This window comes from Rhizobium sp. BR 317 (genome assembly GCF_047445835.1).
Taxonomy (GTDB): Bacteria; Pseudomonadota; Alphaproteobacteria; order Rhizobiales; family Rhizobiaceae; genus Rhizobium; species Rhizobium paranaense.
The window spans coordinates 99,584-125,810 of the sequence record NZ_JARWLB010000010.1 but is presented as its reverse complement, the minus strand read 5'-3'; the positions used below and the strand labels follow the sequence as shown (position 1 = coordinate 125,810).

24 protein-coding genes are annotated in these 26,227 nt (G+C 61.2%); 19 read left to right on the top strand and 5 right to left on the bottom strand.

The window, feature by feature from the left end:
• Positions 1 to 28: 28 nt before the first annotated feature.
• From rpsF to rplI, 4 genes are all read left to right on the top strand, one after another.
• Positions 29 to 475, top strand: a complete 447-nt coding sequence (gene rpsF / locus QD357_RS17540) for a 30S ribosomal protein S6 (RefSeq protein WP_028753379.1) — start codon at positions 29 to 31, stop codon at positions 473 to 475.
• A gap of 12 nt (positions 476 to 487) precedes the next feature.
• Positions 488 to 736, top strand: a complete 249-nt coding sequence (gene rpsR / locus QD357_RS17535) for a 30S ribosomal protein S18 (RefSeq protein WP_004122103.1) — start codon at positions 488 to 490, stop codon at positions 734 to 736.
• A gap of 164 nt (positions 737 to 900) precedes the next feature.
• Complete coding sequence (locus QD357_RS17530) at positions 901 to 1,881, top strand: DUF2232 domain-containing protein (RefSeq protein WP_107107613.1); 981 nt, start codon at positions 901 to 903, stop codon at positions 1,879 to 1,881.
• A 20-nt stretch (positions 1,882 to 1,901) separates the two neighbouring features.
• Positions 1,902 to 2,480, top strand: coding sequence for a 50S ribosomal protein L9 (gene rplI / locus QD357_RS17525; protein WP_107107612.1), 579 nt, complete (start codon positions 1,902 to 1,904; stop codon positions 2,478 to 2,480).
• A gap of 102 nt (positions 2,481 to 2,582) precedes the next feature.
• On the opposite strand, the gene QD357_RS17520 is transcribed toward rplI, so the two are convergent.
• From QD357_RS17520 to QD357_RS17510, 3 genes are read right to left on the bottom strand one after another with little or no spacing between them, the layout of a single operon-like run.
• On the bottom strand, positions 2,583 to 3,647 hold the full coding sequence (locus tag QD357_RS17520) for an HlyD family secretion protein (protein WP_107107611.1): 1,065 nt from the start codon (positions 3,645 to 3,647) through the stop codon (positions 2,583 to 2,585).
• A 17-nt stretch (positions 3,648 to 3,664) separates the two neighbouring features.
• The gene (locus QD357_RS17515) at positions 3,665 to 5,311 is read right to left on the bottom strand and encodes an MFS transporter (RefSeq protein ID WP_107107610.1); all 1,647 of its coding nucleotides are present in this window, start codon (positions 5,309 to 5,311) and stop codon (positions 3,665 to 3,667) included.
• A gap of 8 nt (positions 5,312 to 5,319) precedes the next feature.
• Positions 5,320 to 5,763 carry a MarR family winged helix-turn-helix transcriptional regulator gene (locus QD357_RS17510; RefSeq protein WP_107107609.1) on the bottom strand — a complete coding sequence of 148 codons (444 nt, stop codon included), beginning with the start codon at positions 5,761 to 5,763 and terminating at the stop codon, positions 5,320 to 5,322.
• 345 nt (positions 5,764 to 6,108) lie between these two features.
• Here QD357_RS17510 and QD357_RS17505 point away from each other — a divergent pair, with 345 nt between their 5' ends.
• Both QD357_RS17505 and alr read left to right on the top strand, forming a co-directional pair.
• A complete protein-coding gene (locus QD357_RS17505) occupies positions 6,109 to 7,605 on the top strand; it encodes a replicative DNA helicase (protein WP_028753385.1) in 1,497 nt (498 codons plus the stop codon).
• A gap of 111 nt (positions 7,606 to 7,716) precedes the next feature.
• Positions 7,717 to 8,880, top strand: coding sequence for an alanine racemase (gene alr / locus QD357_RS17500; RefSeq protein WP_107107608.1), 1,164 nt, complete (start codon positions 7,717 to 7,719; stop codon positions 8,878 to 8,880).
• A gap of 4 nt (positions 8,881 to 8,884) precedes the next feature.
• Here alr and QD357_RS17495 read toward each other — a convergent pair whose 3' ends face one another.
• On the bottom strand, positions 8,885 to 9,520 hold the full coding sequence (locus QD357_RS17495) for a LysE family translocator (protein ID WP_107107607.1): 636 nt from the start codon (positions 9,518 to 9,520) through the stop codon (positions 8,885 to 8,887).
• Between the two features lie 255 nt (positions 9,521 to 9,775).
• On the opposite strand from QD357_RS17495, the gene radA reads away from it, so the two are divergent.
• From radA to rarD, 11 genes are all read left to right on the top strand, one after another.
• Positions 9,776 to 11,179, top strand: a complete 1,404-nt coding sequence (gene radA / locus QD357_RS17490) for a DNA repair protein RadA (protein ID WP_414124639.1) — start codon at positions 9,776 to 9,778, stop codon at positions 11,177 to 11,179.
• Positions 11,180 to 11,273: 94 nt separating this feature from the next.
• Complete coding sequence (locus QD357_RS17485; protein WP_107107605.1) at positions 11,274 to 11,885, top strand: CvpA family protein; 612 nt, start codon at positions 11,274 to 11,276, stop codon at positions 11,883 to 11,885.
• 164 nt (positions 11,886 to 12,049) lie between these two features.
• Positions 12,050 to 13,534, top strand: coding sequence for an amidophosphoribosyltransferase (gene purF, locus QD357_RS17480; protein WP_107107604.1), 1,485 nt, complete (start codon positions 12,050 to 12,052; stop codon positions 13,532 to 13,534).
• Between the two features lie 51 nt (positions 13,535 to 13,585).
• A complete protein-coding gene (locus QD357_RS17475) occupies positions 13,586 to 14,326 on the top strand; it encodes an SDR family NAD(P)-dependent oxidoreductase (protein ID WP_107107603.1) in 741 nt (246 codons plus the stop codon).
• A gap of 361 nt (positions 14,327 to 14,687) precedes the next feature.
• Positions 14,688 to 16,079, top strand: coding sequence for a cysteine--tRNA ligase (gene cysS, locus QD357_RS17470; protein WP_107107602.1), 1,392 nt, complete (start codon positions 14,688 to 14,690; stop codon positions 16,077 to 16,079).
• The gene (locus QD357_RS17465) at positions 16,076 to 16,555 is read left to right on the top strand and encodes a GFA family protein (protein WP_107107601.1); all 480 of its coding nucleotides are present in this window, start codon (positions 16,076 to 16,078) and stop codon (positions 16,553 to 16,555) included. The genes cysS and QD357_RS17465 overlap by 4 nt, the downstream gene beginning before the upstream one ends.
• Positions 16,552 to 17,043: a GFA family protein gene (locus QD357_RS17460; protein ID WP_107107600.1), complete on the top strand. Its 492-nt coding sequence runs from the start codon at positions 16,552 to 16,554 to the stop codon at positions 17,041 to 17,043. Before QD357_RS17465 ends, QD357_RS17460 begins: the two co-directional genes overlap by 4 nt.
• Entirely contained in the window at positions 17,036 to 17,512 is a 477-nt protein-coding gene (locus QD357_RS17455; protein ID WP_107107599.1) for a GFA family protein, read from the top strand. The genes QD357_RS17460 and QD357_RS17455 overlap by 8 nt, the downstream gene beginning before the upstream one ends.
• Complete coding sequence (gene pip, locus QD357_RS17450; RefSeq protein ID WP_107107598.1) at positions 17,509 to 18,468, top strand: prolyl aminopeptidase; 960 nt, start codon at positions 17,509 to 17,511, stop codon at positions 18,466 to 18,468. The genes QD357_RS17455 and pip overlap by 4 nt, the downstream gene beginning before the upstream one ends.
• Before the next feature lie 91 nt (positions 18,469 to 18,559).
• Positions 18,560 to 20,176, top strand: a complete 1,617-nt coding sequence (gene cimA, locus QD357_RS17445) for a citramalate synthase (protein WP_414124638.1) — start codon at positions 18,560 to 18,562, stop codon at positions 20,174 to 20,176.
• 110 nt (positions 20,177 to 20,286) lie between these two features.
• Positions 20,287 to 21,198: an EamA family transporter RarD gene (gene rarD / locus QD357_RS17440; protein ID WP_107107596.1), complete on the top strand. Its 912-nt coding sequence runs from the start codon at positions 20,287 to 20,289 to the stop codon at positions 21,196 to 21,198.
• A gap of 28 nt (positions 21,199 to 21,226) precedes the next feature.
• Here rarD and QD357_RS17435 read toward each other — a convergent pair whose 3' ends face one another.
• On the bottom strand, positions 21,227 to 21,850 hold the full coding sequence (locus QD357_RS17435) for a TIGR00730 family Rossman fold protein (protein ID WP_414124637.1): 624 nt from the start codon (positions 21,848 to 21,850) through the stop codon (positions 21,227 to 21,229).
• Positions 21,851 to 22,005: 155 nt separating this feature from the next.
• Here QD357_RS17435 and QD357_RS17430 point away from each other — a divergent pair, with 155 nt between their 5' ends.
• Positions 22,006 to 24,069, top strand: a complete 2,064-nt coding sequence (locus QD357_RS17430) for a LysM peptidoglycan-binding domain-containing protein (RefSeq protein ID WP_107107595.1) — start codon at positions 22,006 to 22,008, stop codon at positions 24,067 to 24,069.
• Positions 24,070 to 24,253: 184 nt separating this feature from the next.
• Positions 24,254 to 26,140 carry an ABCB family ABC transporter ATP-binding protein/permease gene (locus QD357_RS17425; RefSeq protein WP_107107594.1) on the top strand — a complete coding sequence of 629 codons (1,887 nt, stop codon included), beginning with the start codon at positions 24,254 to 24,256 and terminating at the stop codon, positions 26,138 to 26,140.
• The last annotated feature ends 87 nt before the right edge of the window (positions 26,141 to 26,227 follow it).

Sequence of the window (26,227 nt, the reverse complement as noted above, 5' to 3'; positions counted from 1 at the left end):
GACCAACGCAAGAAAGGCAAAGCTATCCATGGCTCTTTACGAACATGTATTCCTTGCCCGACAGGATATTTCCGCTCAGCAGGTCGACGCCCTCGTAGAACAGTACAAGGGTGTTATCGAAGCTAACGGCGGTAAAGTCGGGCGTATCGAAAACTGGGGCCTCAAGTCCCTCACCTACCGCATCAAGAAGAACCGCAAGGCTCATTACGCCCTGATGGACATTGATGCACCGGCCGCTGCGATCCAGGAAATGGAACGCCAGATGCGCATCAGCGAAGACGTCCTGCGTTACATGACGATCGCTGTTGAAAAGCACGAAGAAGGCCCGTCTGCCATGATGCAGAAGCGCGACCGTGACGACCGTCCGCGCCGTGATGGCGACCGTCCGGAGCGCAGCTTCGGCGATCGTGGTCCGCGCCCGGATCGTGGTGACCGCGAAGATCGTCCGCGCCGTCCGCGCGAAGACCGCGTATAAGGAGATTTGAGAATGTCTGAAGTTTCCTCCGCACCGGTCCGCCGTCCGTTCCATCGCCGCCGCAAGACCTGCCCGTTCTCGGGCGCCAATGCGCCGCGCATCGACTACAAGGACGTCCGTCTCCTGCAGCGTTACATTTCCGAGCGCGGCAAGATCGTTCCGTCCCGCATCACGGCCGTTTCCCAGAAGAAGCAGCGCGAGCTCGCTCAGGCGATCAAGCGCGCCCGTTTCCTCGGCCTGCTGCCCTACGTCGTCGCTTAATAGCGGCCGACGCAGAATGAATTAGAGGGAAGGCAGCAATGCCTTCCCTTCTCCCTTTCGCGATGGGCGCGGATCGGAACCTTGAAACCCCATGTTGGGGACGGCTTTCAGGCCCGAGTGGCGAAGGCATCCTCTAACTGCTCGATACGAAGCAGGACAGCGACGTGAAAAAGTTGAACGCAAAAGAGCTTGGCATCGGCGCGCTCGCCGGTCTAACCGCCGCCCTACTCGTGTATGGCGCGACGGTGCAGCCATGGCTGTTCATCCTGTTCGGCGCGCTTTCCGCTCTTCCGATCCTCATCGTCGGCCTCGGCTGGGGCAATATCGCTGTTGTCACCGCCGTCGTGACGGCTGGCCTTGTCGGCGCCGTCGGCTATTCGTTGCCATTCGGGCTTTTTGTCGTGCTGCTGGCGCTGATTCCGGCCTGGCTCAGCCATCTTGCCAATCTGGCGCGCCCAGCCTCCGAACTCGGCGGTCCCGACCATCTGATGGCCTGGTATCCGCTGTCTGATATCATGCTGCATCTCTGCGGCCTGGCGGCCGTCGTCATCGTCGTCGCCGGCGCGGTCATGGGATATGGCTCGGACCTGATCGGCCAAGTCGTCGATCTCTATGTCACCGTCATGCAGGATCAGCAGCCTACGATGCCGCTCGATCCAGTAGCGATCGCCAAGACGAAATCCTTCATGCTCTACGCCGTGCCGGTCGTCTGGGGTATCGTCTGGGTTCTGATGCTGCTGGCCGCCTACTATATCGCCACCCGCATCGTTGCGGCATCGAGCCGCAATCTGCGTCCGCGCGAAGATATTCCGTCGGCGCTGCGCATGAACCGGAACGCAATCTTCGTCTTTCTCGCCGCCATCGTCGCCCTCTTTTTCGGGGGCACCCCGGCATTGATCGGCGCGGCGGCCGTTGGCGCGTTCGGCGCAGGCTTTCTCGTCTCCGGCTTTGCGGCGCTCCACTACCGCACCCGTGGCAAGGACTGGCGGGTGCCCGTTCTGGTCCTCTGCTACCTGACGTCGCTCATACTGACGTTGCCCGCCTTCATCGTCCTCATTCTCGGTCTTGCCGATACACGCAAAGCGATCGCCCTGACCCCGAACAAGAATACCGATAATTCCAAACAACCAGACACGAAAATCTGACATCAGAAAGGAACAACAAAATGGAAGTCATTCTCCTCGAGCGCATCTCCAAGCTCGGCCAGATGGGCGAAGTGGTTAAGGTTCGCGACGGCTTTGCCCGTAACTACCTGCTGCCGCTCGGCAAGGCACTGCGCGCCAACCCCGCTAACAAGGCTCGCTTCGAAGCCGAACGTGCAACGCTGGAAGCCCGTAACCTCGAGCGCCGCAGCGAAGCTCAGAAGGTTGCCGACGTTCTCGGTGGCAAGTCCTTCATCGTCGTTCGCTCGGCTGGCGAAACCGGCCAGTTGTACGGTTCGGTCGCCGCTCGCGACGTCGTTGAAATCCTCGCAGCGGAAGGCTTCAACATCGGCCGCAACCAGGTTCACCTGAACACGCCGATCAAGGCGATTGGCCTGCACAACGTTGTAATCGCGCTTCACGCCGAAGTCGAAATCCACGTCGAGCTGAACGTTGCCCGTTCCGCTGAAGAAGCCGAGCGTCAGGCCAAGGGCGAAACGCTCACCTCCGCTGACGCCATCTACGGCGTTGACGAAGACGCCCTGCGTCCGGAAGACTTCTTCGATCCGGAAGCTGACGGCAACGCCGAAGACGAAGCTTGATTCAAGCCTTCGCATCGGCTGCGAACATGAGAAAGCCTGGGTCTCGCGACCCAGGCTTTTTGTTTGACTGCAAGGGTTTACCGACGCTTGCCCGTCCGCGTCTCAATTCTCCGCCGTATCCTGCACCGGCGCCGAATTCTTGTCGACGGAGACGACCACCGACATGCCGGGCGCCAGATCTTGCGCCTCGGGCTGATTTTCGTCGATCTTAACGCGGACGCCGACGCGCTGCGCCACTTTGGTGAAATTGCCCGTTGCGTTGTCGGGTCTGATAACGGCGAATTCCGAGCCCGCCGCCGGCGAAAAGCGCTGGATATGGCCCTTGAGCTCGCGATGACCGAGCGCATCGACCGAGATTGTTACGGGTTGGCCGACCTTCATGCCGTCGAGCTGGGTTTCCTTGAAATTGGCGATGACCCAGACATCTTTCGGAACCAGTCCCATAAGCTGCGTGCCCGGCGTCACGTATTGGCCGAGGCGTACGCCGACTTCGCCGACGCGGCCGTCGCGTGGCGCGACGATCGTCGCATTCTGAAGATCGATCTCCGCGAGCTGCACGGCGGCCTCCGCGCCACTGACGCCGGCCTCCAGCGAGGCACGGTTGACGATGATCGTCGTCAGATTCTGCTGCGATACGTCAAGGCCGGCCTTCGCCTGATTGACGGCCGCCTTAGCCTGTTCCAGCGTCGCCTGTGCCTGCTCCGAATCGCTGGTCGTCGACACGCCCTTGGCCACCAGCGTCGCCACGCGATCCCAGGCAAGCTGGGCGCGCTTCATGGCCGCGTTGGCACTATCGACCTGAGCCTGGCTGGAGGCGATGCCGGCGCGTGCCGCCTGCTCCTGCTGCTGCGAATTGGCAAGCGCCGCCTTCTGGCCGTCCAGCGTCGCGCGCGCCTGCGCCACCTTCTGCCGATAGATGCGATCGTCGATCTTCGTCAGCACGTCGCCCTGTTTGACGAGCTTGTAATCCCTGATCGGAACATCCGTAATATAACCGCTAACCTGCGGGCTGATCGTCGTGACGTAGCCTCTGACATAGGCATCATCGGTCGTCTCGACGGAACTTTGGAAAGGTGGCAGGTGCCAGGCATAGAGCACCAGCATGACGCCGCCGACACCGGCGAGGACGGCGATAACTTCGATGGGGGAGCGAACGAGCCTCGACATGGAGCTATTTCATATCCTCACGGGTTGGAAGCCGCGGTCTGCGGCCGATCGTCGGCGAGCCGCGCTTTGATGAAACGGTAGAATACATGCAGCGAAAGAGCAGCAAGCGACACGACCGCGATGACACCGGCAACAAAGAAGGCATCGCTATAGGCGAGCGTATTGGCCTCGCGGGTGACCTGCACGCCGAGTAGCGCCAACCCCTCGCCCTTCAGCAAAGCGCTGTCGCCGATCACCTTGCCATAAGACGCAGAAAGCTGGCTGACGCGCTGGGCGACGACAGGGTGAGTCAGCAACACATGTTCGGTCAGCACGGCGGAATGGAATTTTTCGCGGATGGTGATCAGCGTGCCGTAGAAGGCAGAGCCGATCAGGCCGCCGATGCTTTGCGTGAAGGTGAAGACCACGAAGAAGGTCACCAGATACGGTGCACCTCTCGCAAAGGCCGCCTTGAAGCCCGCGGACATGGACGGCGGCAGGAAAAGGGCTGCGCCGGCCGCCACCAGTGCCTGGCTAAGATACATCTGTTCGGGCCGGGTCAGCGTCGTAACCTGGGCATCCATGAAGGAGCCAGCCGCCATCATGACGAGAGCGACGAACTGGATCTGCCAACTCAAGCCGTAGCTCATCAGCACCGTGCAGATCAGACCGCCGATGATGGAGAAAGCAAGGATGATCCAGTAGAGCATCGCGAGCTGATCGTAGAGCAGACCAACGGCATTCTGATAGAAGGTCATGATGACCGAGGTCTGCTCGCCGGCAATCATGCGGAAGACCAGGAGAATGCCCGTCAGGTGCAATATCTCGGAGCTGAGCAGCCAGCGGACATCGATCAGTGGCGTCGGCCGCCGCAGTTCGATGACGGCGGCAAGCGTCAAAGTGGCGATGCTGACGGCCAGCAGCACGCCGAGCCATGGCACTTCCAGCCACCAATACAGTCGCCCGACGGAAAGAACGATTGCAAGACAGCCGAAACCGACGGCGACCAGCAGGTAGCTGATGATATCTCCGAAGACGATCACCTTCACTCTCGGCGGCGGCGTCAGAGGCAGCAGATAGATGATCGGCATCACCAGCAGCGCCAGTGCCATTTCCAAGGTATAGAGCCCGCGCCACTCGCCGTAATCGAGAAGCGATGGCGAGACGAGGCGAGTGATGGGCGCGGCCAGTAGCGTATTCATCATCGCCAGGCTGACGCCGATCGTCAGCTTCTTGGCCGGTTCGAAAGCTTCCAGCATGTAGAGGAAACCAAGCGTCGACAGCGGTGCCGCCGCGATGCCGCTCAAAAAGCGGACGACGATGGCCGAATGCAGGTCGGAGACGAAGAGATTGAGCAGCGAGGCGACGACGAAGCCGAGAATGCTGACTTCGGCAAAATTGCGCACGCCGTATTGCAGGCGGATCTTCACCAGCGCAATGGCGAGGCTGACATTCGGCGCCATATAGGCTGCCGACAGCCACACGGATTCGGTGGTCGTGGCGGCGATGCTTCCCTGGATCTGCGTGAGATTGGCGAAGGCGAGATTAAGACCAAGGCCCTGTGTCAAGAAGAACATGACGGAGGCGCCGATATAAAGCGGGACCTTCCATCGCGGCACGGGCGGCGGGGCGGCAGGCGCGGCGACATTGGCTTCCGCATTGATCGGGGCCGGCTCGCCGCTCATACGCTACCTCATGACTTGCCCACGTTCTGTAGATTGGCGGTCATGGCGCGGATGACCTTGAGGGCCATGCCGACATCCTCGTCCGAAATCCCCTGCAGGATATCCGCACGCACGCCGGTGGCAAGAGCCTCAACTTCGGCCGCCACCACTTTTCCGGATTCGGTCATGAATATCTGCTTGGCGCGCCGGTCCGACAGCACCGCGCGGCGCTCGATGAAGCTCTGTGCTTCCATGGCGTCGAGGATACGCACCAGGGTCGGAGTCTCAAGCTCCAGCTCGTCGGCGAGTTCGCGCTGATTGATGCCATCGCGCTTGGAAAGCTTATGGAAAACCCGGGCTCTGGCCAATGTCATACCGTGCTCACGCACCAGACCGTCGAACGCCGCCCTCAGCTTCCGATTAAAAGCGGAAAGCTCGTCGAACAGTTCTCGGCGTGATGGCGCACCAGACATTATTGCTGCTTTATACTATTAGTATCCTACCCTATTTCAAGGAGATAGCGGGGTTCTCACATCTTTTCAAGCGCGATTGCCGCCCCGCCGGGTTTCAACCGGGACAGATCGGGCTAAAATCATCCATAGAGGTTTTTGTATGTGATTCGCGTGTCGGACATTGCGTTGCAAAGTGGCGACAAAGGCTTTTTTTCCTTCGGAGCGTTTGTCCCTGTGGACGAGTGGAACAACGTGAATAGCTCGAACGAACCAGCGCCCTGCGGCACGCCACGACCCTTCGGCAATTGACCGTGACACGGGATCGTCGCAAACCAATCGGCACTCAAGAATACGAAGAGACGGAAAATGAACGAAGCTGCGCGAAAGATCGCCGCCATTGCTCCCGCCGACGCGCACTACCGCGAAGCGCCCAATAATATCGAGGCCGAACAGGCCCTGCTCGGCGCTATCCTCGTCAACAATGACGCCTACTACCGTGTCTCCGATTTTCTGAAACCCATTCATCTCTACGAGCCGCTGCACCGGAAAATCTTCGAGGTGGCGGGCGATATCATTCGCATGGGCAAGACAGCCAATCCGGTGACGATCAAGACTTTCCTGCCGGCCGAAGAGAAAGTCGGCGACATGACGGTGGCGCAATATCTCGCCCGTCTCGCGACCGAAGCCGTTTCGATCATCAACGCCGAAGACTACGGCCGCGCCATCTACGATCTGGCGCTGCGCCGCGCGCTGATCACCATCGGCGAGGACATGGTCAACATCGCCTTTGACGCACCGCTCGACATGCCGCCGCAGACGCAGATCGAGGATACGGAGCGCCGGCTGTTCGAACTTGCGGAAAACGGCCGCTACGACGGCGGCTTCCAGGCCTTCAACGACGCCGTGGCGCTGGCGATCGACATGGCGGCCGTCGCAAAGGAGCGCGACGGCGGTCTATCCGGCATTTCCACCGGCATTCACTCGCTCGACAGCAAGATGGGCGGCCTGCAGCGCTCGGACTTGATCATCCTCGCCGGCCGTCCCGGCATGGGCAAGACCTCGCTCGCCACCAATATCGCCTATAATATCGCCGCCGCCTATGAAGGCGAAGTGCAGTCGGACGGCTCCACAAAGGCGAAGAACGGCGGCGTCGTCGGCTTCTATTCGCTGGAAATGTCGTCCGAACAGCTCGCCACCCGTATCATTTCCGAGCAGACGGAAGTCTCCTCATCGAAGATCCGCCGCGGCGACATCAACGATGCCGATTTCGAAAAGCTGGTTGCCTGCTCGATGATGATGCAGAAGGTGCCGCTCTATATCGACCAGACCGGCGGCATCTCCATTGCTCAGCTTTCCGCGCGTGCGCGGCGCCTGAAGCGCCAGCGCGGCCTCGACGTTCTGGTGGTGGACTACGTTCAGCTCATGACCGGCTCCGGCAAATCGAACGAGAACCGCGTCCAGGAAATCACCCAGATCACCACCGGCCTGAAGGCGCTCGGCAAGGAGCTGAATGTTCCGATCATCGCGCTCTCCCAGCTCTCGCGTGCCGTCGAAAGCCGCGACGACAAGCGGCCGCAGCTCTCGGACCTGCGTGAATCCGGCTCCATCGAGCAGGACGCCGACGTGGTGCTCTTCGTGTTCCGTGAGGAATATTACGTCAAGAACTCCGAACCGCGCGATCCAGCCGATCCGAAATATGCGGAATGGGAAGCCCTGTTCGACAAGGTGAAAGGCACGGCCGACGTCATCATCGCCAAGCAGCGTCACGGACCGACAGGCACGGTGAAGCTCGCCTTCCAGTCGGAATTCACGCGCTTCGCCGATCTCGCCGACTCGTCCTTCCTGCAATATGAAGAGCACTGATGGAGGTATCTGCTGCGCATATGTGCAGTGCAGCACTTTCTCTTTCCATCGATGATCAGTATTCTGGCCGGAGCAGCATCCCCTCCGGCCATTTTTTGTTCAGGCGGTTCCATGACAGATAGTTTCGAAGACAATGACGCTTTCGCTTCTGCCGGCCTTCGGCTGACGGTCGATTTGGGAGCAGTGGTCGAGAACTGGCTCGATATGGCCCGCCGCTCCGGCAGGGCCCGCACCGGAGCCGCGGTGAAAGCCGACGCTTACGGCCTGGGGATCGAAGATGTCGGCGAGGCGCTTTATATCGCCGGCGCCCGCGATTTCTTCGTCGCCACCGCTGAAGAGGGCGTGACGCTTCGGCTCTACGCCCCGGATGCCCGCATCTTCGTACTCTGCGGCATCTGGCCTGGGACAGAGCGACTGTTTTTCGAAAACGATCTTGTGCCCGTCATCGCTTCCGAAGAGCAATTGACCTTCTGGATGTCGGTGCTAGCGGATTATGGCGACTACCCTTGCGCGCTGCAGGTCGATACCGGCTTCAACCGGCTGGGACTTCAGGCAGAGGACGCCATTGCGCTCGCCAATGATGTCTCGCGCCCCGCGAGTTTTGCGCCCGTCCTAGTGATGAGCCACCTTGCCTGCGGCGACGACCCCGCCAATGCGATGAACAGGCAACAGCTCGAGGCGTTCCGCAACGTCAGCGCCGCCTTCGAAGGCATCGAGGCGAGCTTTGCCAACTCGGCCGGCATCTTCCTCGGCCCCGAATATCATTTCGATCTCACTCGCCCAGGCATCGCCCTTTATGGCGGCCAGGCGGTGAACGGAACGGCGAACCCGATGCGGCCGGTCGCAACGGCCGAGGCCCGCATCATTCAGACCCGCACGGTCAAGGCCGGCGAGAGGGTCAGTTACGGCGGGGCGCTGGAGCTCACCCGCGACAGTCGGCTCGCCGTCGTCTCGGCCGGTTATGCCGACGGCTATATGCGCAGCCAATCGAGCGGCGGCGTGCCGCTGCGCCAGACGGGCATTGCCGGCGGCCAGGGCTTCGTCGCCGGGCACAAGGTGCCAGTTGCCGGCCGCATCACCATGGACCTGACGATCTTCGACGTGACCGACGTCCCCGAAAAACTGGTCCGCGCCGGCGACTATATCGAGCTCTTCGGCAAGAATATCCTCGTTGACGACGCTGCCCGCGCCGCCGGGACGATCGGCTACGAGATGCTGACCGGCCTGGGGCTGAGACATGAGCGCCGGTATGTTTTTGAAGAGACTGACGAGTAGCGGCTCAACGCACGCTGACCGCCAAGCGGACGCCCAGCGCTACGAACAATGTTCCAAGCCCCCGGTCCAGCCACAGGCCCGCGTTTCGGTTGCGCCGTAGCGCCTCGGCAAGGCGACCTCCGAGAAGAATGAGCGGTGGCTCGATGAAGGCGGCAACCACGATGATGAGGCTGCCGTGGAGCAAGAGCTGCGCCCAGACCGGGCCAGCCCCTTCAACGACGAATTGCGGCAGGAACGCGAGAAAGAAGATGGCCACTTTCGGGTTGAGCAGCGAAACCAGGATACCTTGCCGGTAGATGCGGCTCCAGGGCAATGCTTTGCCGGCTTCCGTGATCCAGGCGCCTTCACCCTTCGAGCGCAGTGCCTGTATTCCAAGCCAGATGAGATAGGCGGCGCCGGCCCATTTGACCGTCGAGAACGCGATGGCCGAGGCCGCCAATATTGCCGATAGCCCGGCTGCGGCCATCAGCACATGCAGGCAGGCGCCGCTCCATATGCCGAACAATGCGGCAAAGCCGGAGCGTCTGCCGCTTCTGATCGTGTGGCCGAGAATGAAGGCGATGTCCGGCCCCGGCGACAGATTGAGCAGGACGGCGGCCGAAAGAAACGCGATCCAATGCGCAAGCGTATAGTCGAACATCCGTCACCATCGATCGAAAACCCGGCATAAAGGCTGACACAATCGCCGCTGATACGGAAATCATTAGTTTTGATCTGTTGGGAAAGACATTATCTGACAGCCAGCCGCGATTCGCGGCGAACAGCGAGGCACTAGAGCAATTCCAGGAAAAGTGCGAAGCGGTTTTCCGTCCGGAATGCGTAAAAACAAAGAGATGGAGCGGGGAAAGCGATTCCTGAAACGCTAAACCGCTCTATAAATTGAGAACAGCATCCGATGGCAAAAGCCCGTACACAATTCGTCTGCCAGAACTGCGGCACGGTCCATAACCGCTGGGCGGGCAAATGCGATGGTTGCGGTGCATGGAACACCATCGTCGAAGAAGACCCGATGGGTGGCATCGGCGGCGGCCCCGCCAAGGTGCCGAAGAAGGGCCGGCCGGTGACACTGACGGCGCTGTCGGGCGAGATCGAGGAAGCGCCACGCATCCACACCGGCATCTCCGAACTCGATCGGGCGACCGGCGGCGGCTTCGTGCGGGGCTCGGCGGTGCTGGTCGGCGGCGATCCCGGCATCGGCAAGTCGACGCTATTGATGCAGGCAGCCGCCGCCCTTTCCCGACGCGGGCACAAGATCGTCTACGTCTCCGGCGAAGAGGCGGTGGCGCAGGTTCGGCTTCGCGCCCAGCGGCTGAACGCCGCCAACACGGATGTGCTGCTCGCGGCCGAAACCAATGTCGAGGATATCCTGGCGACGCTCGCCGAAGGCAAGCGGCCGGACCTCGTCATCATCGATTCCATCCAGACGCTGTGGAGCGAGCTTGCCGAATCGGCACCCGGGACGGTGACGCAGGTGCGCACCGGCGTACAGGCGATGATCCGCTTCGCCAAGCAGACGGGCGCCGCGATGGTATTGGTCGGCCACGTCACCAAGGACGGCCAGATCGCCGGTCCGCGCGTCGTCGAACATATGGTCGACGCCGTTCTCTATTTCGAAGGCGATCGCGGCCATCATTACCGCATCCTGCGCACGGTGAAGAATCGCTTCGGCCCGACCGACGAAATCGGCGTCTTCGAAATGTCCKACAAAGGCCTGCGGGAAGTGGCCAATCCATCCGAACTTTTCCTCGGCGAGCGCAATTCCAAATCGCCAGGCGCGGCCGTCTTTGCCGGCATGGAGGGCACCCGGCCGGTGCTGGTCGAGGTGCAGGCGCTGGTTGCTCCGACATCGCTCGGCACGCCGCGCCGTGCTGTCGTCGGCTGGGATTCGGCGAGGCTATCGATGATTCTCGCGGTTCTCGAAGCGCATTGCGGCGTTCGGCTCGGCCAGCACGATGTTTACCTCAATATTGCCGGCGGCTATCGTATTTCTGAGCCGGCTGCGGACCTCGCGGTCGCCTCTGCACTGGTTTCATCCCTGGCCGGTCTTGCCCTTCCCGCAGATTGCGTCTATTTCGGCGAAGTCAGCCTGTCGGGCGCCGTCCGGCCGGTTGCGCACACCGCTCAGCGCCTCAAGGAAGCCGAGAAGCTGGGATTTTCTGCAGCGCTTCTCCCCACCGCCTCCTCCGACCTGCCGAAAGGCAATGGCGGACGCTGGAGCGAGATCGATGGCCTGCCGGATCTGGTGGCGCGCATAGCCGGATCGAAGGGCGCGCTCAAGCGCGCGGAAGACGAAGACTGAGCCTTACTTGAACCGTTCTTGACGGGGCGAAAGGCGCATATTTGAGGCCGATGGCAGCCATGCTTGGCATGGCAAGTCTTGGAGTGGATTATACATGCCCATTACGATTTTCGACGGTATTGTTATCGGCGTTATTTTGTTCTCCGCCGTTCTGGCCATGGTCCGCGGCTTTTCCCGCGAAATTCTCTCGATCGTCAGTTGGGGCGGCTCGGCCGTCGCTGCCTACTATCTTTATTCGCTGCTCGTGCCTTATGCGATGCACTACACAGCGGACGTTCGCATCGCGACGATCGCGTCGGCCGCTGTCATCTTCCTGATCGCGCTGATCATCATTTCCTTCATTACGATCAGGATCGCGGATTTCATCATCGACAGCCGCATCGGCGCGCTCGATCGTACGCTCGGCTTTCTCTTCGGGGCCGCCCGCGGCTTGCTGCTGATGGTCGTCGTCGTTGCCTTCTGGAACTGGCTGGTCGCGCCGGCCGCTCGCCCGGATTGGGTCAACAACGCCAAGTCCAAGCCTTTCCTCGATTCGATGGTCGAAAAGCTCAAATCCGCGCTTCCGGAAAACATTCAGGCGATGCTTCCGGCCGAGATCATCAACAAGATCGCGCCGAACCAGCAGCAGCAATCGCAGCCGCAGGATGGCACGACGAACGACGCGGCACCGTCCGATGACGCGCCCGCGCCGCAGACGAACAATTAACAGTGCGTTTACAGGCTTGACCCGCGGGGCGATAATCGCCATGTGAACGGCACGAAATCCGAAGATCCGGCCCGATATTCTTTCCGGCCGGATTTTCAGTTATTTTTGCATTCAGTCGCGATGCCGCCTGACCGGTCCCATGTTGAGAGCAAAGGCCTGCAGCCATGAACCATTCCCCTTCCATCGAGAATGATATCGACGGCGACACGCTGCATGAGGAATGCGGTGTATTCGGCATTCTCGGCCACCCCGACGCGGCAACGCTGACGGCGCTCGGCCTGCACGCTTTGCAGCATCGCGGTCAGGAAGCGGCCGGCATCGTCTCCTTCGATGGCCAGCGCTTTCATTCGGAGCGCCGCATGGGCCTTGTCGGCGATCACTATACCGACCCTGCCACCCTGGCCCGGCTGCCCGGCGACCGTTCGATCGGCCATGTACGTTATTCGACCACGGGCGAGACGATCCTGCGTAACGTCCAGCCGCTGTTTGCCGAGCTGGAAGTTGGTGGCATCGCCATCGCCCACAACGGCAATTTCACCAACGGCCTGACCATGCGCCGGCAATTGATCGCCGACGGCGCCATCTGTCAGTCGACGTCGGACACGGAAGTCGTTCTCCATCTCATCGCCCGCTCCAAGCATCCCTCTTCCTCCGACCGCTTCATCGACGCGATCCGCCAGATGGAAGGCGGCTATTCGATGCTGGCCATGACGCGCACCAAGCTGATCGCAGCCCGCGATCCGATCGGCATCCGGCCGCTGGTGATGGGCGAACTCGACGGCAAGCCGATTTTCTGCTCGGAGACCTGTGCTCTCGACATCATTGGTGCGAAATACGTCCGCGACGTTGAAAACGGCGAAGTCGTCATCTGCGAGATCCAGCCCGACGGCTCGATCACCATCGATGCCCGCAAGCCCGAGGTTTCCCGCCCCGAGCGTCTCTGCCTGTTCGAATATGTCTATTTCGCCCGCCCCGATTCCGTCGTCGGCGGCCGCAACGTCTATGTCGCCCGCAAGAACATGGGCATCAACCTTGCCAAGGAAGCGCCTGTCGCGGCTGACGTCGTCGTACCGGTGCCGGATGGCGGCACGCCGGCGGCCATCGGCTATGCCCAGGCAAGCGGCATTCCCTTCGAGCTCGGCATCATCCGAAACCACTATGTCGGCCGCACCTTCATCGAGCCGACACAGCAGATCCGCGCTTTCGGCGTGAAGCTGAAGCACTCCGCCAACCGCGCCATCATTGCCGGCAAGCGCGTTGTCCTTGTCGACGATTCCATCGTACGCGGCACCACGTCGGTGAAGATCGTGCAGATGATCCGCGAGGCCGGCGCCAGCGAAGTGCACATCCGTGTCGCCAGCCCAATGATCTATCATCCGGACTTCTACGGCATCGATACGCCGGATGCCGACAAGCTACTCGCCAATCAGTACAACAGCCTGAAAGCCATGTGCGATTACATCGGCGCGGATTCGCTCGAATTCCTGTCGATCGACGGTCTTTACCAGGCTGTCGGCGGCGAGAGCCGGGACAATGCGCAGCCGCAGTTCACCGACCACTATTTCACCGGCGATTATCCGACGCGCCTGCTCGACAAGGAAAGCACCAGCAATGTGCGCAAGCTTTCCGTGCTCGCCAGCAACGGCTGACACGGGGCTTTTCGCCGCTCACCTTTTCCAGCGCATTCGGACCAAGACAGCATGAGCATAGACCTCACGAACAAAATCGCCCTGGTTACCGGCGCGTCGCGCGGTATTGGTTATTTCACCGCGCTGGAGCTCGCCAAGGCAGGCGCGCATGTGATTGCCTGCGCCCGCACGGTGGGTGGCCTTGAAGAGCTCGACGACGCCATCAAGGCTGTCGGCGGATCGGCAACGCTGGTGCCCTTCGATCTTGCCGATATGGCCGCGATCGATGCACTTGGCGGGTCTATCTTCGAGCGCTGGGGCAAGCTCGATATCCTCGTCGCCAATGCCGGCGTCCTCGGCGTCATCTCGCCGATCGGCCATGTCGAAGCCAAGGTCTTCGAAAAGGTGATGACCATCAACGTCACCGCCACCTGGCGGCTGATCCGTTCGGTCGAGCCGCTGCTGATGCGCGCTGACGCAGGCCGCGCCATCATCCTGTCATCGGCCGCAGCCCATCGCTGCCGGCCGTTCTGGGGTCCCTATTCGGCATCCAAGGCGGCCGTCGAGGCGCTTGCCCGCACTTGGGCCGGTGAAACCCAGAGCACGGCGCTGCGGATCACCAGCGTCGACCCAGGCGCCACTCGCACCGCAATGCGCGCCCAGGCAATGCCCGGCGAAGATCCGGACACGCTGCCGCATCCCAGTGATGTAGCACAAGCCATCCTGCCGCTCGCCGGTCCCGATGTCACTGAAACCGGCAAACTCTTTGTCATTAGCGAGAACAAGCTCGTCGACTACCGGATGCCGGAATAACATTACCTTCTCCCGGGGGGAGAAGGATGCGTGCAGTGCGGGTCGAGGGGGCGTTGCACCCGTAAGGGGATTGCCTTTCGCTTGCCGCTCAACGCCCTGTCTCGCCGCGCTCGACAGCCCCCTCATCCGCCCTTCAGGCACCTTCTCCCCGACGGGGAGAAGGGGACACTCCCCCCTTGACCAATCACCGTAGTCGCGCGATAAAGCCCGCCATGAAAACGGTTATCTGCATTATCTGCCGGAAGATTATTCGCTAGCGTTCCGCTGGCCTGGCCGTTTTCGTCTCCCAAAATCCAAGATGACAAACGTCCGGCCTGCCGGTGACGATATTTTTTCGGATTTATGCCTTTGGGAGAGTGAAATGGGCACCGAGCCGCACCTGAAATTTTACAACACGCTGACGCGCGAAAAGGTCGACTTCAAGCCGATCGACCGCGAGAACGTCCGCCTGTATGTCTGCGGCCCGACGGTCTATGATTTCGCCCATATCGGCAATGCCCGCCCGGCCATCGTCTTCGACGTGCTCTTCCGGCTGCTGCGGCAGATCTATGGCGAAAGCCACGTCACCTACGTGCGCAACATCACCGACGTTGACGACAAGATCAACGCGCGGGCCTTGCGTGATCATCCCGGTTTGCCGCTCAACGAAGCGATCCGCCTGGTCACCGAGAAGACCGAAACGCAATATCGCCAAGACGCGATCGCGCTCGGCTCCCTTGAGCCGACAGTGCAGCCGCGGGCGACGGAAAACATCGCGCAGATGATCGAGATCATCGAAAAGCTGATCGCCAAGGGCCATGCCTATCAGGCGGCTGGAGAAGTGCTGTTCGATACCAAATCCATGGTGGATTACGGCCAGCTCTCCAAGCGCAACCTCGATGAGCAGCAAGCCGGCGCCCGCGTCGCCGTCGAAGAACACAAGAAGAGCCCGGGCGACTTCGTGCTCTGGAAGCTGTCTGACGAGAACGAGCCTGGCTGGGAGAGCCCCTGGGGTCGTGGCCGTCCGGGCTGGCATATCGAATGCTCCGCCATGAGCGGGCGCTATCTCGGCGATGTCTTCGACATTCATGGCGGCGGTTTGGACCTGATCTTTCCGCACCATGAAAACGAGATCGCCCAATCGCGTTGCGCCCATGGCACGGATGTCATGGCGAATATCTGGATGCATAACGGCTTCCTGCAGGTCGAAGGCCGCAAGATGTCGAAGTCGGAAGGCAATTTCGTCACCATCTACGAGCTGCTGCACACCGAAAAACTCGGCGGCCGCGTCTGGCCGGGCGCGGTATTGCGGCTTGCCATGCTGATGACGCATTACCGCGAGCCGATCGACTTTTCCGTGAAGCGTCTGGAAGAGGCTGAGCGGCTTCTGGCCAAATGGCCGGCGGCTGACATCGGCGATGCAACGCCGGATGCCGCCATCGTGGCGGCACTCGCCGACGATCTCAACACCGTCGCCGCCATCCAGGCACTGCATGCCCTGGCGCAGGCCGCCAATGCCGATCCCAGCGTCCTGCCCACTTTCGCCGCAAGCGCAGCACTTCTCGGCCTGTTGCCCGAGAAAGTGGAGGTGGATGACGCAGTCGTCGCGGAAATCAACAGGCGCGTTCAGGCGCGGCTGGAATTGCTGAAGGCGAAGAACTTTGCCGAAGCAGACAAAATCCGCGAGGTGCTTTTGGCTGAGGGCATTCAGTTGAAGGACGGCAAGGACCCGGCGACCGGTGAGCGGACAACGACGTGGGAGGTCAAGCGGTGAGTGAAACCTACACCGGTGGCTGTCAATGCGGTGCGGTTCGTTTCCGGGTGCGGGGCGAGCTCAAAGACGCATCGATCTGTCATTGCCGCATGTGCCAGAAGGCCTTCGGTGCCTATTATGCGCCGCTGGTTTCGACCCGCGGCGCTGAGCTTGTCTGGACGCGGGGAGAGCGCAAGAAATTCCGGTCGTCGAATTTCGTCGAGCGCGGCTTTTGTGGCGATTGCGGTACGCCGTTGACCTATGAGGCGCCCGATGGCGTGGCGGTCGCGGCGGGTGCTTTCGATGATCCGTCGCTGTTGCCGCCGGTGGTGCAGTTCGGCATGGAAGGCAAGATAGATTTCGTCGACAGGCTGCATCTGCTGCCAGGGCATCGGACGGAAGAGGATGCGGAACAGGCGCCCTTCGTGCTGGAGATCGTGTCCCACCAGCATCCGGATCACGAGACGGCAATATGGCCACCGGAAACAGGCAAATGACAATCGCGGAGGGATATAGCGGCGGATGCCAGTGCGGCGCGGTCCGTTACCGCGCGGCCGGTCCAATCGGCTACCCTCATCTCTGCCATTGCCGCATGTGCCAGAAGGCTTCGGGCAATTACGCCCTGCCGCTCGGCAGCGTCCAACGCGCTGATTTCGAGCTGACGCGCGGCGAACCCTCGTGGTTTCACTCGTCCGACCTCGTGCGCCGCGGCTTTTGCAACGCTTGCGGTACGCCGTTATTCTACGACATTCCGGGCACGGATTTCATTAATCTGACGCTCGGCTCCCTCGACAAACCGATGGCGGTGCAGCCTGTTGCCCAATCGAACCCCGCGGGAAAAATGTCATGGTTCCATACGCTCGATGGGCTGCCGATGGAACCAGATAGTGATGGTTCCGACCGTGCCTTGACGATCCGGTCATCCAACCATCAGCATCCCGATCACGATACCCAAACCTGGCCACAGGAGAAGAGCCATGACTGAAGCCATCCGAAGCGGAGGATGCCAATGCGGCGCGGTGCGGTTCCGCATTCGCGGTCAGCTCGGCCGCCCATCGATCTGCCATTGCCGTATGTGCCAGAAGCAGTTCGGCAACTTCTTCTCAGCCCTGGTCACGGCGCCGGATGACGGCCTGGAATGGACGCGGGGGGAGCCGACCTATTTCCAGTCTTCCGTCAACATCGATCGCGGCTTCTGCAAGAATTGCGGCACGCCGCTGACCTACCGCCATCCCGGCGGACTGGAGATCGCCATCGGCGCCTTCGACGAGCGCGACGATTTGGCGCCGCAGATCCAGGTCAATTACGCCTCGCGCCTGCCTTGGGTCGACACCATATTCGAGCAGCCGGTCCATCAGGATCCGGATTTCTATGCACGGCAGGAGCAGATCATCTCCTTCCAGCATCCCGATCACGATACGGACGTCTGGCCTGCCGAGGGGCTGAAAATATGACGGAAATATTGCGTACGCTTTATCCGGAAATCCAACCCTATGCCTCCGGTCATCTCGATGTCGGTGACGGCCATGTCGTCTATTGGGAACGCGTTGGCACGCCCGGGGCGAAGCCTGCCGTTTTCCTGCATGGTGGCCCAGGCGGCGGCATCTCGCCGACGCATCGCCGCCTGTTCGATCCGGCGCTTTACGACATAACCCTGTTGGATCAACGCGGCTGCGGCAAGTCGACGCCGCATGCCGGCCTCGAAGCCAACACCACCTGGCATCTGGTCGCCGACATCGAGCGGCTGCGCGAGATGGCCGGCGTGGACAAGTGGCTGGTATTCGGCGGCTCCTGGGGGTCGACGCTGGCGCTTGCCTATTCCGGAAAGCATCCGGAGCGGGTTTCCGAACTGGTTGTGCGCGGCATCTACACGCTGACCAAGGCCGAGCTTGACTGGTATTATCAGTTCGGTGTCTCGGAAATGTTCCCGGACAAATGGGAGCGCTTCATCGCGCAGATCCCGCCGGAAGAGCGTCACGAAATGATGTTTGCCTATCACCGCCGGCTGACACACGAGGACAAGGCCGTGCGCCTCGAGGCCGCAAAGGCCTGGGCAATCTGGGAGGGCGAGACGATTACCCTGTTGCCGGACCCGGCGACCAGTGGGCCGTTCGAAGACGCGGAATATGCGCATGCCTTTGCGCGCATCGAAAACCACTTCTTCGTCAATGCCGGCTGGATGGAGGAAGGCCAGCTCCTCGGAGATGCCCACAAGCTGAAGGACATCCCTGGCGTCATCGTCCACGGCCGCTACGACATGCCCTGCCCGGCGAAATACGCCTGGGCTCTGCACAAGGCTTGGCCGAAAGCGGAGTTCCACCTGATCGAAGGGGCCGGCCACGCCTTTTCCGAACCGGGGATACTGGACCAGTTGATCCGCGCGACGGATAAGTTTGCCGGGAAAATTTGATCCCGGCAGGCCCCTCACCCAAGCCCTCTCCTTGTTAACGCGGAGAGGGAGCGACTGAGCAAGAAGAAACCGGCTCGCCGGAGGAAACAGAATGACACGCGAAAAAATCTATCTCTTCGACACGACCTTGCGCGATGGGCAGCAGACGCCCGGCATCGACTTTTCGGTCGAGGACAAGATTTCCATCGCCACCATGCTGGACGAATTCGGCCTCGACTATGTCGAAGGCGGTTATCCCGGCGCCAATCCGACCGATACCGCTTTCTTCAATGAAAAGCGGACGCAGACCGCCTCCTTCGTCGCCTTCGGCATGACCAAGCGCGCCGGCGTTTCAGCCTCCAACGATCCCGGTCTTGCCAGCCTTCTGCAGGCAAAGGCCGACGCCATCTGTTTCGTCGCCAAGAGTTGGGATTATCACGTCAAGGTCGCTCTCGGCTGCACCAACGAGGAAAATCTCGAATGCATCGCCGAAAGCGTCAAAGCCGCGATCGCAGCCGGCAAGGAAGCGCTGGTCGACTGCGAGCATTTCTTCGACGGCTACAAGGCCAATCCGAGCTATGCGCTGGCCTGTGCCAAGACGGCCTATGAGGCCGGTGCGCGCTGGGTCGTGCTCTGCGACACCAATGGCGGCACGCAGCCGCCGGAAGTGCGCGCCATCGTCGAAGCCGTGATCGCCGAGGGCGTACCCGGCGACTGTCTTGGCATCCATGCCCACAACGACACCGGTCAGGCGGTGGCCAATTCACTCGCCGCCGTCGAGGCCGGCGTGCGGCAGATCCAGGGCACGCTGAACGGCGTCGGCGAGCGCTGCGGCAATGCCAATCTGATCACGCTGATCCCGACGTTGGCGCTGAAAAGGGCCTATGGCGAGCGCTTCGAAACGGCGATCGATGGCGAACGGCTACTTGGCCTGACCAGCCTGTCGCACGCCTTCGACGAGCTGCTGAACCGCTCGCCGGACCATCAGGCTCCCTATGTCGGTGCCTCGGCCTTTGCGACAAAGGCCGGTATCCATGCCTCGGCATTGCTGAAGGACCCGCGCACCTACGAGCATGTGCCGCCGGAAAGCGTCGGCAATTTCCGCAAGGTCATGGTGTCAGACCAAGGCGGCAAGTCGAATTTCATCAATGCGCTCAAGCGACGCGGCATCGAGGTCGGCAAGGACGATCCGAAGCTCGATCGGCTGATCCAGATCGTCAAGGAGCGCGAAGCATCCGGTTACGCTTACGAAGGCGCCGATGCCAGCTTCGAGCTCCTGGCCCGCCGCACCCTCGGCACAATCCCAGAATTCTTCGCGATCGACGGCTTCCGCGTCATGGTCKAGCGTCGCTTCGACTCCCACGGCCGGGTGAAGATCGTCTCGGAAGCGGTGGTCAAGCTCATCATCGACGGCCAGACCATCATGTCCGTCGCCGAAGGCGATGGCCCGGTCAACGCGCTCGACCTAGCCCTGCGCAAGGACTTCGGCAAATACCAGCATGAAATCGACGACCTTGTGCTCGCCGACTTCAAGGTGCGTATCCTCAATGGCGGCACGGAAGCCATAACCCGCGTTCTGATCGAATCCACCGACAGCAGCGGGGTACGCTGGTGGACGGTCGGCGTTTCGGAAAACATCATCGACGCCTCCTTCCAGGCGTTGATGGATTCCGTCATCTACAAGCTGATGAAGAACCGGCACATGGCCGGCAAGATCGCGGCGGAGTGATCCGCCGCCCATCAAAAACCTTGACGATGCCGTCAAGGAAATGAATTGGCACCACAACCCGCATTGGAGTAAGCCCGTCGTAAAAGAAAATAGAACGGCGGGAAATACCAATGGCTACCGATACGGTCGCACCTGAGATCAAGAACGAGGACAGCGCACGCGGATTCGGTTTCGTGCTGACGGCCTATCTGCTCTGGGGCGTCCTGCCGCTCTACATGAAGGCCATGGCGCATATCCCGGCCATGGAGGTCATTGCCCACCGCATCCTGTGGTCGGTTCCGGTCGCCGGCGCCGTGCTGCTGGCACTCGGCCGCATGGGCGACGTGAAGGCAGCGCTCGGCAACCCGCGCACGCTCGCCATGGCGTCGGTGACGGCGATGCTGATTACCATCAATTGGGGCACTTATGTCTGGGCGATCGGCGCAGGACATTCGCTCGATGCGGCCCTCGGCTACTTCATCAATCCACTATTCAGCATCGCGCTCGGCGCTTTGCTGCTGAAGGAGAGGCTTGCGCCGGTGCAGATCGTCGCGATCGGCCTTGCGGGCGCAGCGGTCGTCATCCTGACCGTCGAAGCCGGCACCCTGCCCTGGGTGGCGCTGTCGCTGACGTTCTCCTGGGGTTTCTACGGCTTTTTCCGCAAGACGCTACCGGTCGGGCCGAATCAGGGCTTCTTCCTCGAGGTACTGCTGCTCTGCATCCCCGCGCTGCTTTACATCATCTATCTGGAGACGCGCGGCGAAGGCCATCTCTATCGCACCGGCGTCTCGGATATGGCGCTGCTGCTCGGTTGCGGTTTCGTAACCGCCCTGCCGCTGATGATCTTCGCCAATGGAGCGAAGCTTCTCAGGCTCTCCACCATCGGCATCATGCAGTATATCGTGCCGACCATGGTTTTCCTCATCGCCGTCTTCCTGTTCAGGGAGCCTTTCGGCACGACGCAGATGATTGCCTTCTCCCTGATCTGGGCGGGGCTGGCGCTTTATAGCTGGTCGATGCTGCGTCAGAGCCGGGCGCGCTAACCACAAGACACGGTTAGCAAATCTCTAGTCAGAGCTTTGCGATGACGGCCTCTTCGCCGCCGCGTGATCCCACGGTTTCGGCGGCATGCTTGCGGATCGCCGGGATGATGTCGGCGACCTGGTCGATGACCAGCGGCTGCACGCGATGGGCGGTGTGGACGAAGCCTTCCTCCGTCATATGACGAATTAGCTCCATCATCGGATTCCAGAAACCGTTGATATTGGCGAAGACCATCGGCTTTTMGTGGCGGCCGAGCTGGCCCCAGGTCATGATCTCGACGATTTCTTCCAGCGTACCGATGCCGCCCGGCAGCGCCACGAAAGCGTCGGCGCGCTCGAACATGGTGTGTTTGCGCGTATGCATGTCCGGAGTTATGATTAGCTCGTCCAATTGGCCGAGCGAATGGCGCGTCGCTTCCATGTCAACGAGGAACTCCGGAATGATGCCGGTGACCTGACCACCATGCGACAGGACGCCGCTCGCGACAGCGCCCATGATGCCTTTCGTGCCGCCGCCATAGACCAGGCGCAACCCGCTCTCGGCGATGTTCTTGCCCAGCTCACGGCCCGCAGCCATGTGAGAAGGATCGCGACCCGGCCTGGAGCCGCAATAGACGCAGATGGATCGAATTGGCACAGAATCGTCAGTCATGAATGCAAACAACTATGCTGCAAGTGCTCAGTCAAGAATTTTCAAAAGAAAACTTGTGCCAGAGCACGCTGAAATGACTGAGAAAGCTTGTAAAAGCAGGCGAAATCGTTAGCAATTTCAAGAGTGGAGATGACTCCGCCGCTTGGAGATAAATGATGATGAAGAACCGTGCCGGCTTGCTGGCTCTGTTGGTACTGGTAGTTGCGACTATCCTGATGGTCTTCTTTGTGATGCCGCGCATCAACGGCGATAAGAAGTCGATCGGTGATGCCATCAATCAGGCGAGCGACGCGGTGAAGAACACCATCACTGAGAATGGCCAAAAGGCTGATGACGCCGCGAAAAAGGCCGGTGAAGCAACGCAGGGTGCCGCGGCGACAGCAACCAACGCTGCCGATGTCACGAAGAAGCTTACCGATCTCGGCACCACGGCCGTCGCCTCTCTTTCCGATCTCAAGGCGCTCTTCAAGGACGGCAAGGGGCCGACGGAGGATGTCTTCACCTCGGCCAAGACGAAGGTGATCACTGCGCTGCAGGCGATCGTTGGTTTTGCCGCTCCCCAAGGCACGGATGCTGCAACGACCGCCGTGGTCGACAAGGCACATGACGGCGCCGGCAAGGCACTGGCCATCATCCAATCGCTTCCGGAGAACATTGCCGATGCCACCGCGGCAATCGACAAGGCGCGGGCAGCGCTGACCGGCCAGAGTGCTCCGCAGACGCAAGCCGCGGGACCGGTCACTCCCTCCTTCGACGTGCTGCGTGTCGAGCCGGATGGCTCCACCGTTATTGCAGGTTCGGCGGAGCCCAATTCCAAGCTGGAGATCGTCGACGGCGACAAGGTGGTGACGACAACCGAAGTCGGCCCAAGCGGCGACTTCGCCGCCGTGCTCGACAATCCGCTTCCGCCAGGCGATCACGAACTGGTGCTGCGCGCAACCGGCAAGGACGGCAAGGCCGTCACTTCGGAGGAAGTTGCTACCGTCTCGGTCCCGAAGGACGACAAGAGCCAGCTTCTCGCCATGGTTTCCAAGCCTGGCACGGCAAGCCGCATCATCACCGCGCCGTCGGCCAAACAAGGGCGCGTCGCGTCGGATGAGCAGACACCAGCGGCCAATACGCCCGCAAACGGCACAGGCGGCGCGACCGCCACCGATGGCACCGGCGCCAAACCGCAGGACAACACTGCCGTCGCCTCCGCCAATACGGCTAGCGACGCTGGGACCGCGCCTGCAACGACGACGGGTAGCCAGCCCGAAGTCATGGTCAATGCAGTCGAAATCGAAAACAATCATATCTTCGTTGCCGGCACGACAAAGCCGAATGTCAAGGTTCGCGCCTATGCCGACGACAAGCTGATCGGCGAGATCGTAGCGGGAGCCGACGGCCATTTCGTCGTCGACGGCACGATGCCGCTGACGGTCGGCGACCACAAGATCCGCGTTGACGTCCTCGACGGCGCCGGCAAGGTCACAGTGCGCACCAGCGTCAATTTCACCCGCCCAGAAGGCAATCAGGTGACGGTCGCGGCGCAAACCCCGGCGGCTGCCGGCGGCAGCGGCAACGCCTCGGCCCCCACCATGGTTCCGCTCGATGAAGGTGAGCTTGGCAAGCTGCGGGAGAACACAGCCAAGGCTTTCGCCCTGCTGAAGGACCTTTTTGCCAATGGCAAGCAGCCGAGTGCAGAACAACTCGCCGCCGCCCGCTCGGGGACTGAAATTGCTCTGAAATCACTTTCGGAATTCCGTCCGGCGATCGATGCCAGCCCGGCGCTGAAACAGGCTGCAGCCGACGCGGCAAGTGCGGCTGGCCGGGCGCTGGCAGCGCTGCAGGCTCTGCCGAAGGATTCGAAGTCGGTCGGTGATGGACTGCCTAATCTCGAACAGATGATCGCCGCCGTCACCAAGCCCCAGAATGCCACCCCGGCACCGGCGAGCGCCGAAGCCTCCTCCAGCGGTAGCGGCCCCAAGACTCTGCAGCAGGCACCGCTTTCGCAAGATACAAATGCGGTCATCATTCGCCGCGGCGATACGCTCTGGCAGATCTCCCGCCGCACCTATGGCGCTGGCGTGCGCTACACGACGATCTATCTCGCCAATGAGGACAAGATCAACAATCCGGACCGCATCCTGCCCGGCCAGGTCTTCGGCCTGCCGAAGGACGCGCTGCCGAATGCGGAAGAACTGCACCGCAAGCGGCTTTCAGGCAGCCATCTTTAAAGGTTCACCTCTCACATCAGGAGGCCAGGCGCAATCAACGCCTGGCCTCTGCTTTTACCCGACATAAAAATAGTATAAGCCTCCCGCCGACCCCCATTGCCCCGCTCATCACCTGACGGGGCCTCCCAGCCAGGCTGTGCGTGCGCCTTTGCCCGGCTGGCTCAGATATTCGCCGGAGACGGACATGGCAGACCGCAAGAAGACAATATCGGCGGATTCCAGCAATCCGTTGAATACGATCGTCAATCTCTGGCCCTACATGTGGCCGGCGGGACGCATGGACCTGAAGATGCGGGTTGTCTGGGCAACCGTCTATCTGTTGATCTCGAAATTCGTCCTGCTGCTGGTTCCCTATTTCTTCAAGTGGTCCGTCGATGCCCTGAACGGCAAGCTCGACATGCAGGGGATCCTGCCGGCCTTCATGGTGGGCGCCATCGCGCTGATCGTTGCCACCAACGTCACGCGCCTCATCCAGCTCGGCCTCAACCAATTGCGCGACTCGCTCTTTGCCAGCGTCGGCCAATATGCCGTGCGCCAGCTCGCCTACCGGACTTTCGTGCACATGCACGAGTTATCGTTGCGCTTCCATCTCGAGCGTAAGACCGGCGGACTGTCGCGCATCATCGAACGCGGCACCAAGGGCATCGAGACGATCGTCCGCTTCACCATTCTCAACACGGTCCCGACTTTCGTCGAATTCCTGCTGACCGCGGTTATCTTCTGGCGCGGCTACGGTTTTTCCTATCTCGCCATCACGGCGGTCACGGTCTGGCTCTACATCTGGTTCACCGTCCGGGCGAGCGACTGGCGCATCTCCATCCGCCGTTCGATGAACGAGAGCGACACCGATGCCAACACCAAGGCGATTGATTCGCTTCTGAACTTCGAAACGGTCAAATATTTCGGCAACGAGGAAATGGAAGCCCGGCGCTTCGATCAATCGATGTCGCGCTATGAGAAGGCCGCCACCGATGTCTGGACTTCGCTCGGCTGGTTGAACTTTGGTCAAGGCTTGATCTTCGGTCTCGGCACCACGGTCATGCTCGTCTTTTCCGGCTGGGCTGTGCTCAACGGGCATCAGACGGTCGGCGACTTCGTCTTCATCAACTCGATGCTGCTGCAGCTTTCGGTGCCGCTGAACTTCATCGGCTTCGTCTATCGCGAAATCCGCCAAGGTCTGACCGATATCGAAGAGATGTTCGATCTGCTGGAAGTCAAGCCCGAGGTGACGGACGCTCCCGGCGCCAGGGACCTGGCCATCGGCAACGGCGCCATCTCCTTCAAGGACGTGCATTTCGCCTATGATGCTGCCCGTCCGATCCTGAAGGGCATTTCCTTCGAGGTGCCGGCCGGCAAGACGGTCGCCGTTGTCGGCCCTTCGGGCGCCGGAAAATCGACCCTGTCTCGGCTTCTCTACCGCTTTTACGACGTACAGAACGGCACGATCACCATCGACGGCCAGGATCTGCGCACGGTGACGCAGAAGAGCCTACGCAAGGTGATCGGCATGGTGCCGCAGGACACGGTGCTCTTCAACGACACCATCGCCTACAATATCCGCTACGGCCGTCCGGCTGCGAGCGAGGACGAGGTGACGACCGCGGCGGAGATCGCCCAGATCGGCGACTTCATCCGCCATCTGCCCGAGGGCTTCGAGACCAAGGTCGGCGAGCGCGGCCTGAAACTCTCCGGCGGCGAGAAGCAGCGCGTCGCCATTGCCCGTACCATCCTCAAGGCGCCGCCCGTGCTTATCCTCGATGAGGCGACCTCAGCCCTGGACACGACGACCGAACGGGAAATCCAGGCGGCACTGGATGTCGTCTCCAAGAACCGCACGACACTGGTCATCGCCCACCGGCTCTCCACCGTCATCGGCGCCGACGAGATCATCGTGTTGAAAAGCGGCGAGATCGCCGAGCGCGGCACGCATGCCGCCCTTCTGGAGCAGAACGGCCTCTATGCCTCAATGTGGAACCGCCAGCGCGAGGCGACACAGGCGGAAGAACATCTGAAGCAGGTGCGCGAGAGCGACGAACTCGGCGTAGTCAACCGGCTGGCGCCCGCGAACTGAAGAATGGCGGCGTAGCGACGTTGCGGACTTCGCTTGTCACGCAGTTGAGATGACAGCTTGATAGGTACGGGTTCTCACATCAAGGGA

What these genes read in the sequence shown, in the direction of transcription:
- rpsF (WP_028753379.1), top strand. Translation starts at nt 29, where the DNA reads ATGGCTCTTTACGAACATGTATTCCTTGCCCGACAGGATATTTCCGCT.
- rpsR (WP_004122103.1), top strand. Translation starts at nt 488, where the DNA reads ATGTCTGAAGTTTCCTCCGCACCGGTCCGCCGTCCGTTCCATCGCCGC.
- rplI (WP_107107612.1), top strand. Translation starts at nt 1,902, where the DNA reads ATGGAAGTCATTCTCCTCGAGCGCATCTCCAAGCTCGGCCAGATGGGC.
- QD357_RS17520 (WP_107107611.1), bottom strand. Translation starts at nt 3,647, where the DNA reads ATGTCGAGGCTCGTTCGCTCCCCCATCGAAGTTATCGCCGTCCTCGCC.
- QD357_RS17515 (WP_107107610.1), bottom strand. Translation starts at nt 5,311, where the DNA reads ATGAGCGGCGAGCCGGCCCCGATCAATGCGGAAGCCAATGTCGCCGCG.
- QD357_RS17510 (WP_107107609.1), bottom strand. Translation starts at nt 5,763, where the DNA reads ATGTCTGGTGCGCCATCACGCCGAGAACTGTTCGACGAGCTTTCCGCT.
- QD357_RS17505 (WP_028753385.1), top strand. Translation starts at nt 6,109, where the DNA reads ATGAACGAAGCTGCGCGAAAGATCGCCGCCATTGCTCCCGCCGACGCG.
- alr (WP_107107608.1), top strand. Translation starts at nt 7,717, where the DNA reads ATGACAGATAGTTTCGAAGACAATGACGCTTTCGCTTCTGCCGGCCTT.
- QD357_RS17495 (WP_107107607.1), bottom strand. Translation starts at nt 9,520, where the DNA reads ATGTTCGACTATACGCTTGCGCATTGGATCGCGTTTCTTTCGGCCGCC.
- QD357_RS17485 (WP_107107605.1), top strand. Translation starts at nt 11,274, where the DNA reads ATGCCCATTACGATTTTCGACGGTATTGTTATCGGCGTTATTTTGTTC.
- purF (WP_107107604.1), top strand. Translation starts at nt 12,050, where the DNA reads ATGAACCATTCCCCTTCCATCGAGAATGATATCGACGGCGACACGCTG.
- QD357_RS17475 (WP_107107603.1), top strand. Translation starts at nt 13,586, where the DNA reads ATGAGCATAGACCTCACGAACAAAATCGCCCTGGTTACCGGCGCGTCG.
- cysS (WP_107107602.1), top strand. Translation starts at nt 14,688, where the DNA reads ATGGGCACCGAGCCGCACCTGAAATTTTACAACACGCTGACGCGCGAA.
- QD357_RS17460 (WP_107107600.1), top strand. Translation starts at nt 16,552, where the DNA reads ATGACAATCGCGGAGGGATATAGCGGCGGATGCCAGTGCGGCGCGGTC.
- QD357_RS17455 (WP_107107599.1), top strand. Translation starts at nt 17,036, where the DNA reads ATGACTGAAGCCATCCGAAGCGGAGGATGCCAATGCGGCGCGGTGCGG.
- pip (WP_107107598.1), top strand. Translation starts at nt 17,509, where the DNA reads ATGACGGAAATATTGCGTACGCTTTATCCGGAAATCCAACCCTATGCC.
- rarD (WP_107107596.1), top strand. Translation starts at nt 20,287, where the DNA reads ATGGCTACCGATACGGTCGCACCTGAGATCAAGAACGAGGACAGCGCA.
- QD357_RS17430 (WP_107107595.1), top strand. Translation starts at nt 22,006, where the DNA reads ATGATGAAGAACCGTGCCGGCTTGCTGGCTCTGTTGGTACTGGTAGTT.
- QD357_RS17425 (WP_107107594.1), top strand. Translation starts at nt 24,254, where the DNA reads ATGGCAGACCGCAAGAAGACAATATCGGCGGATTCCAGCAATCCGTTG.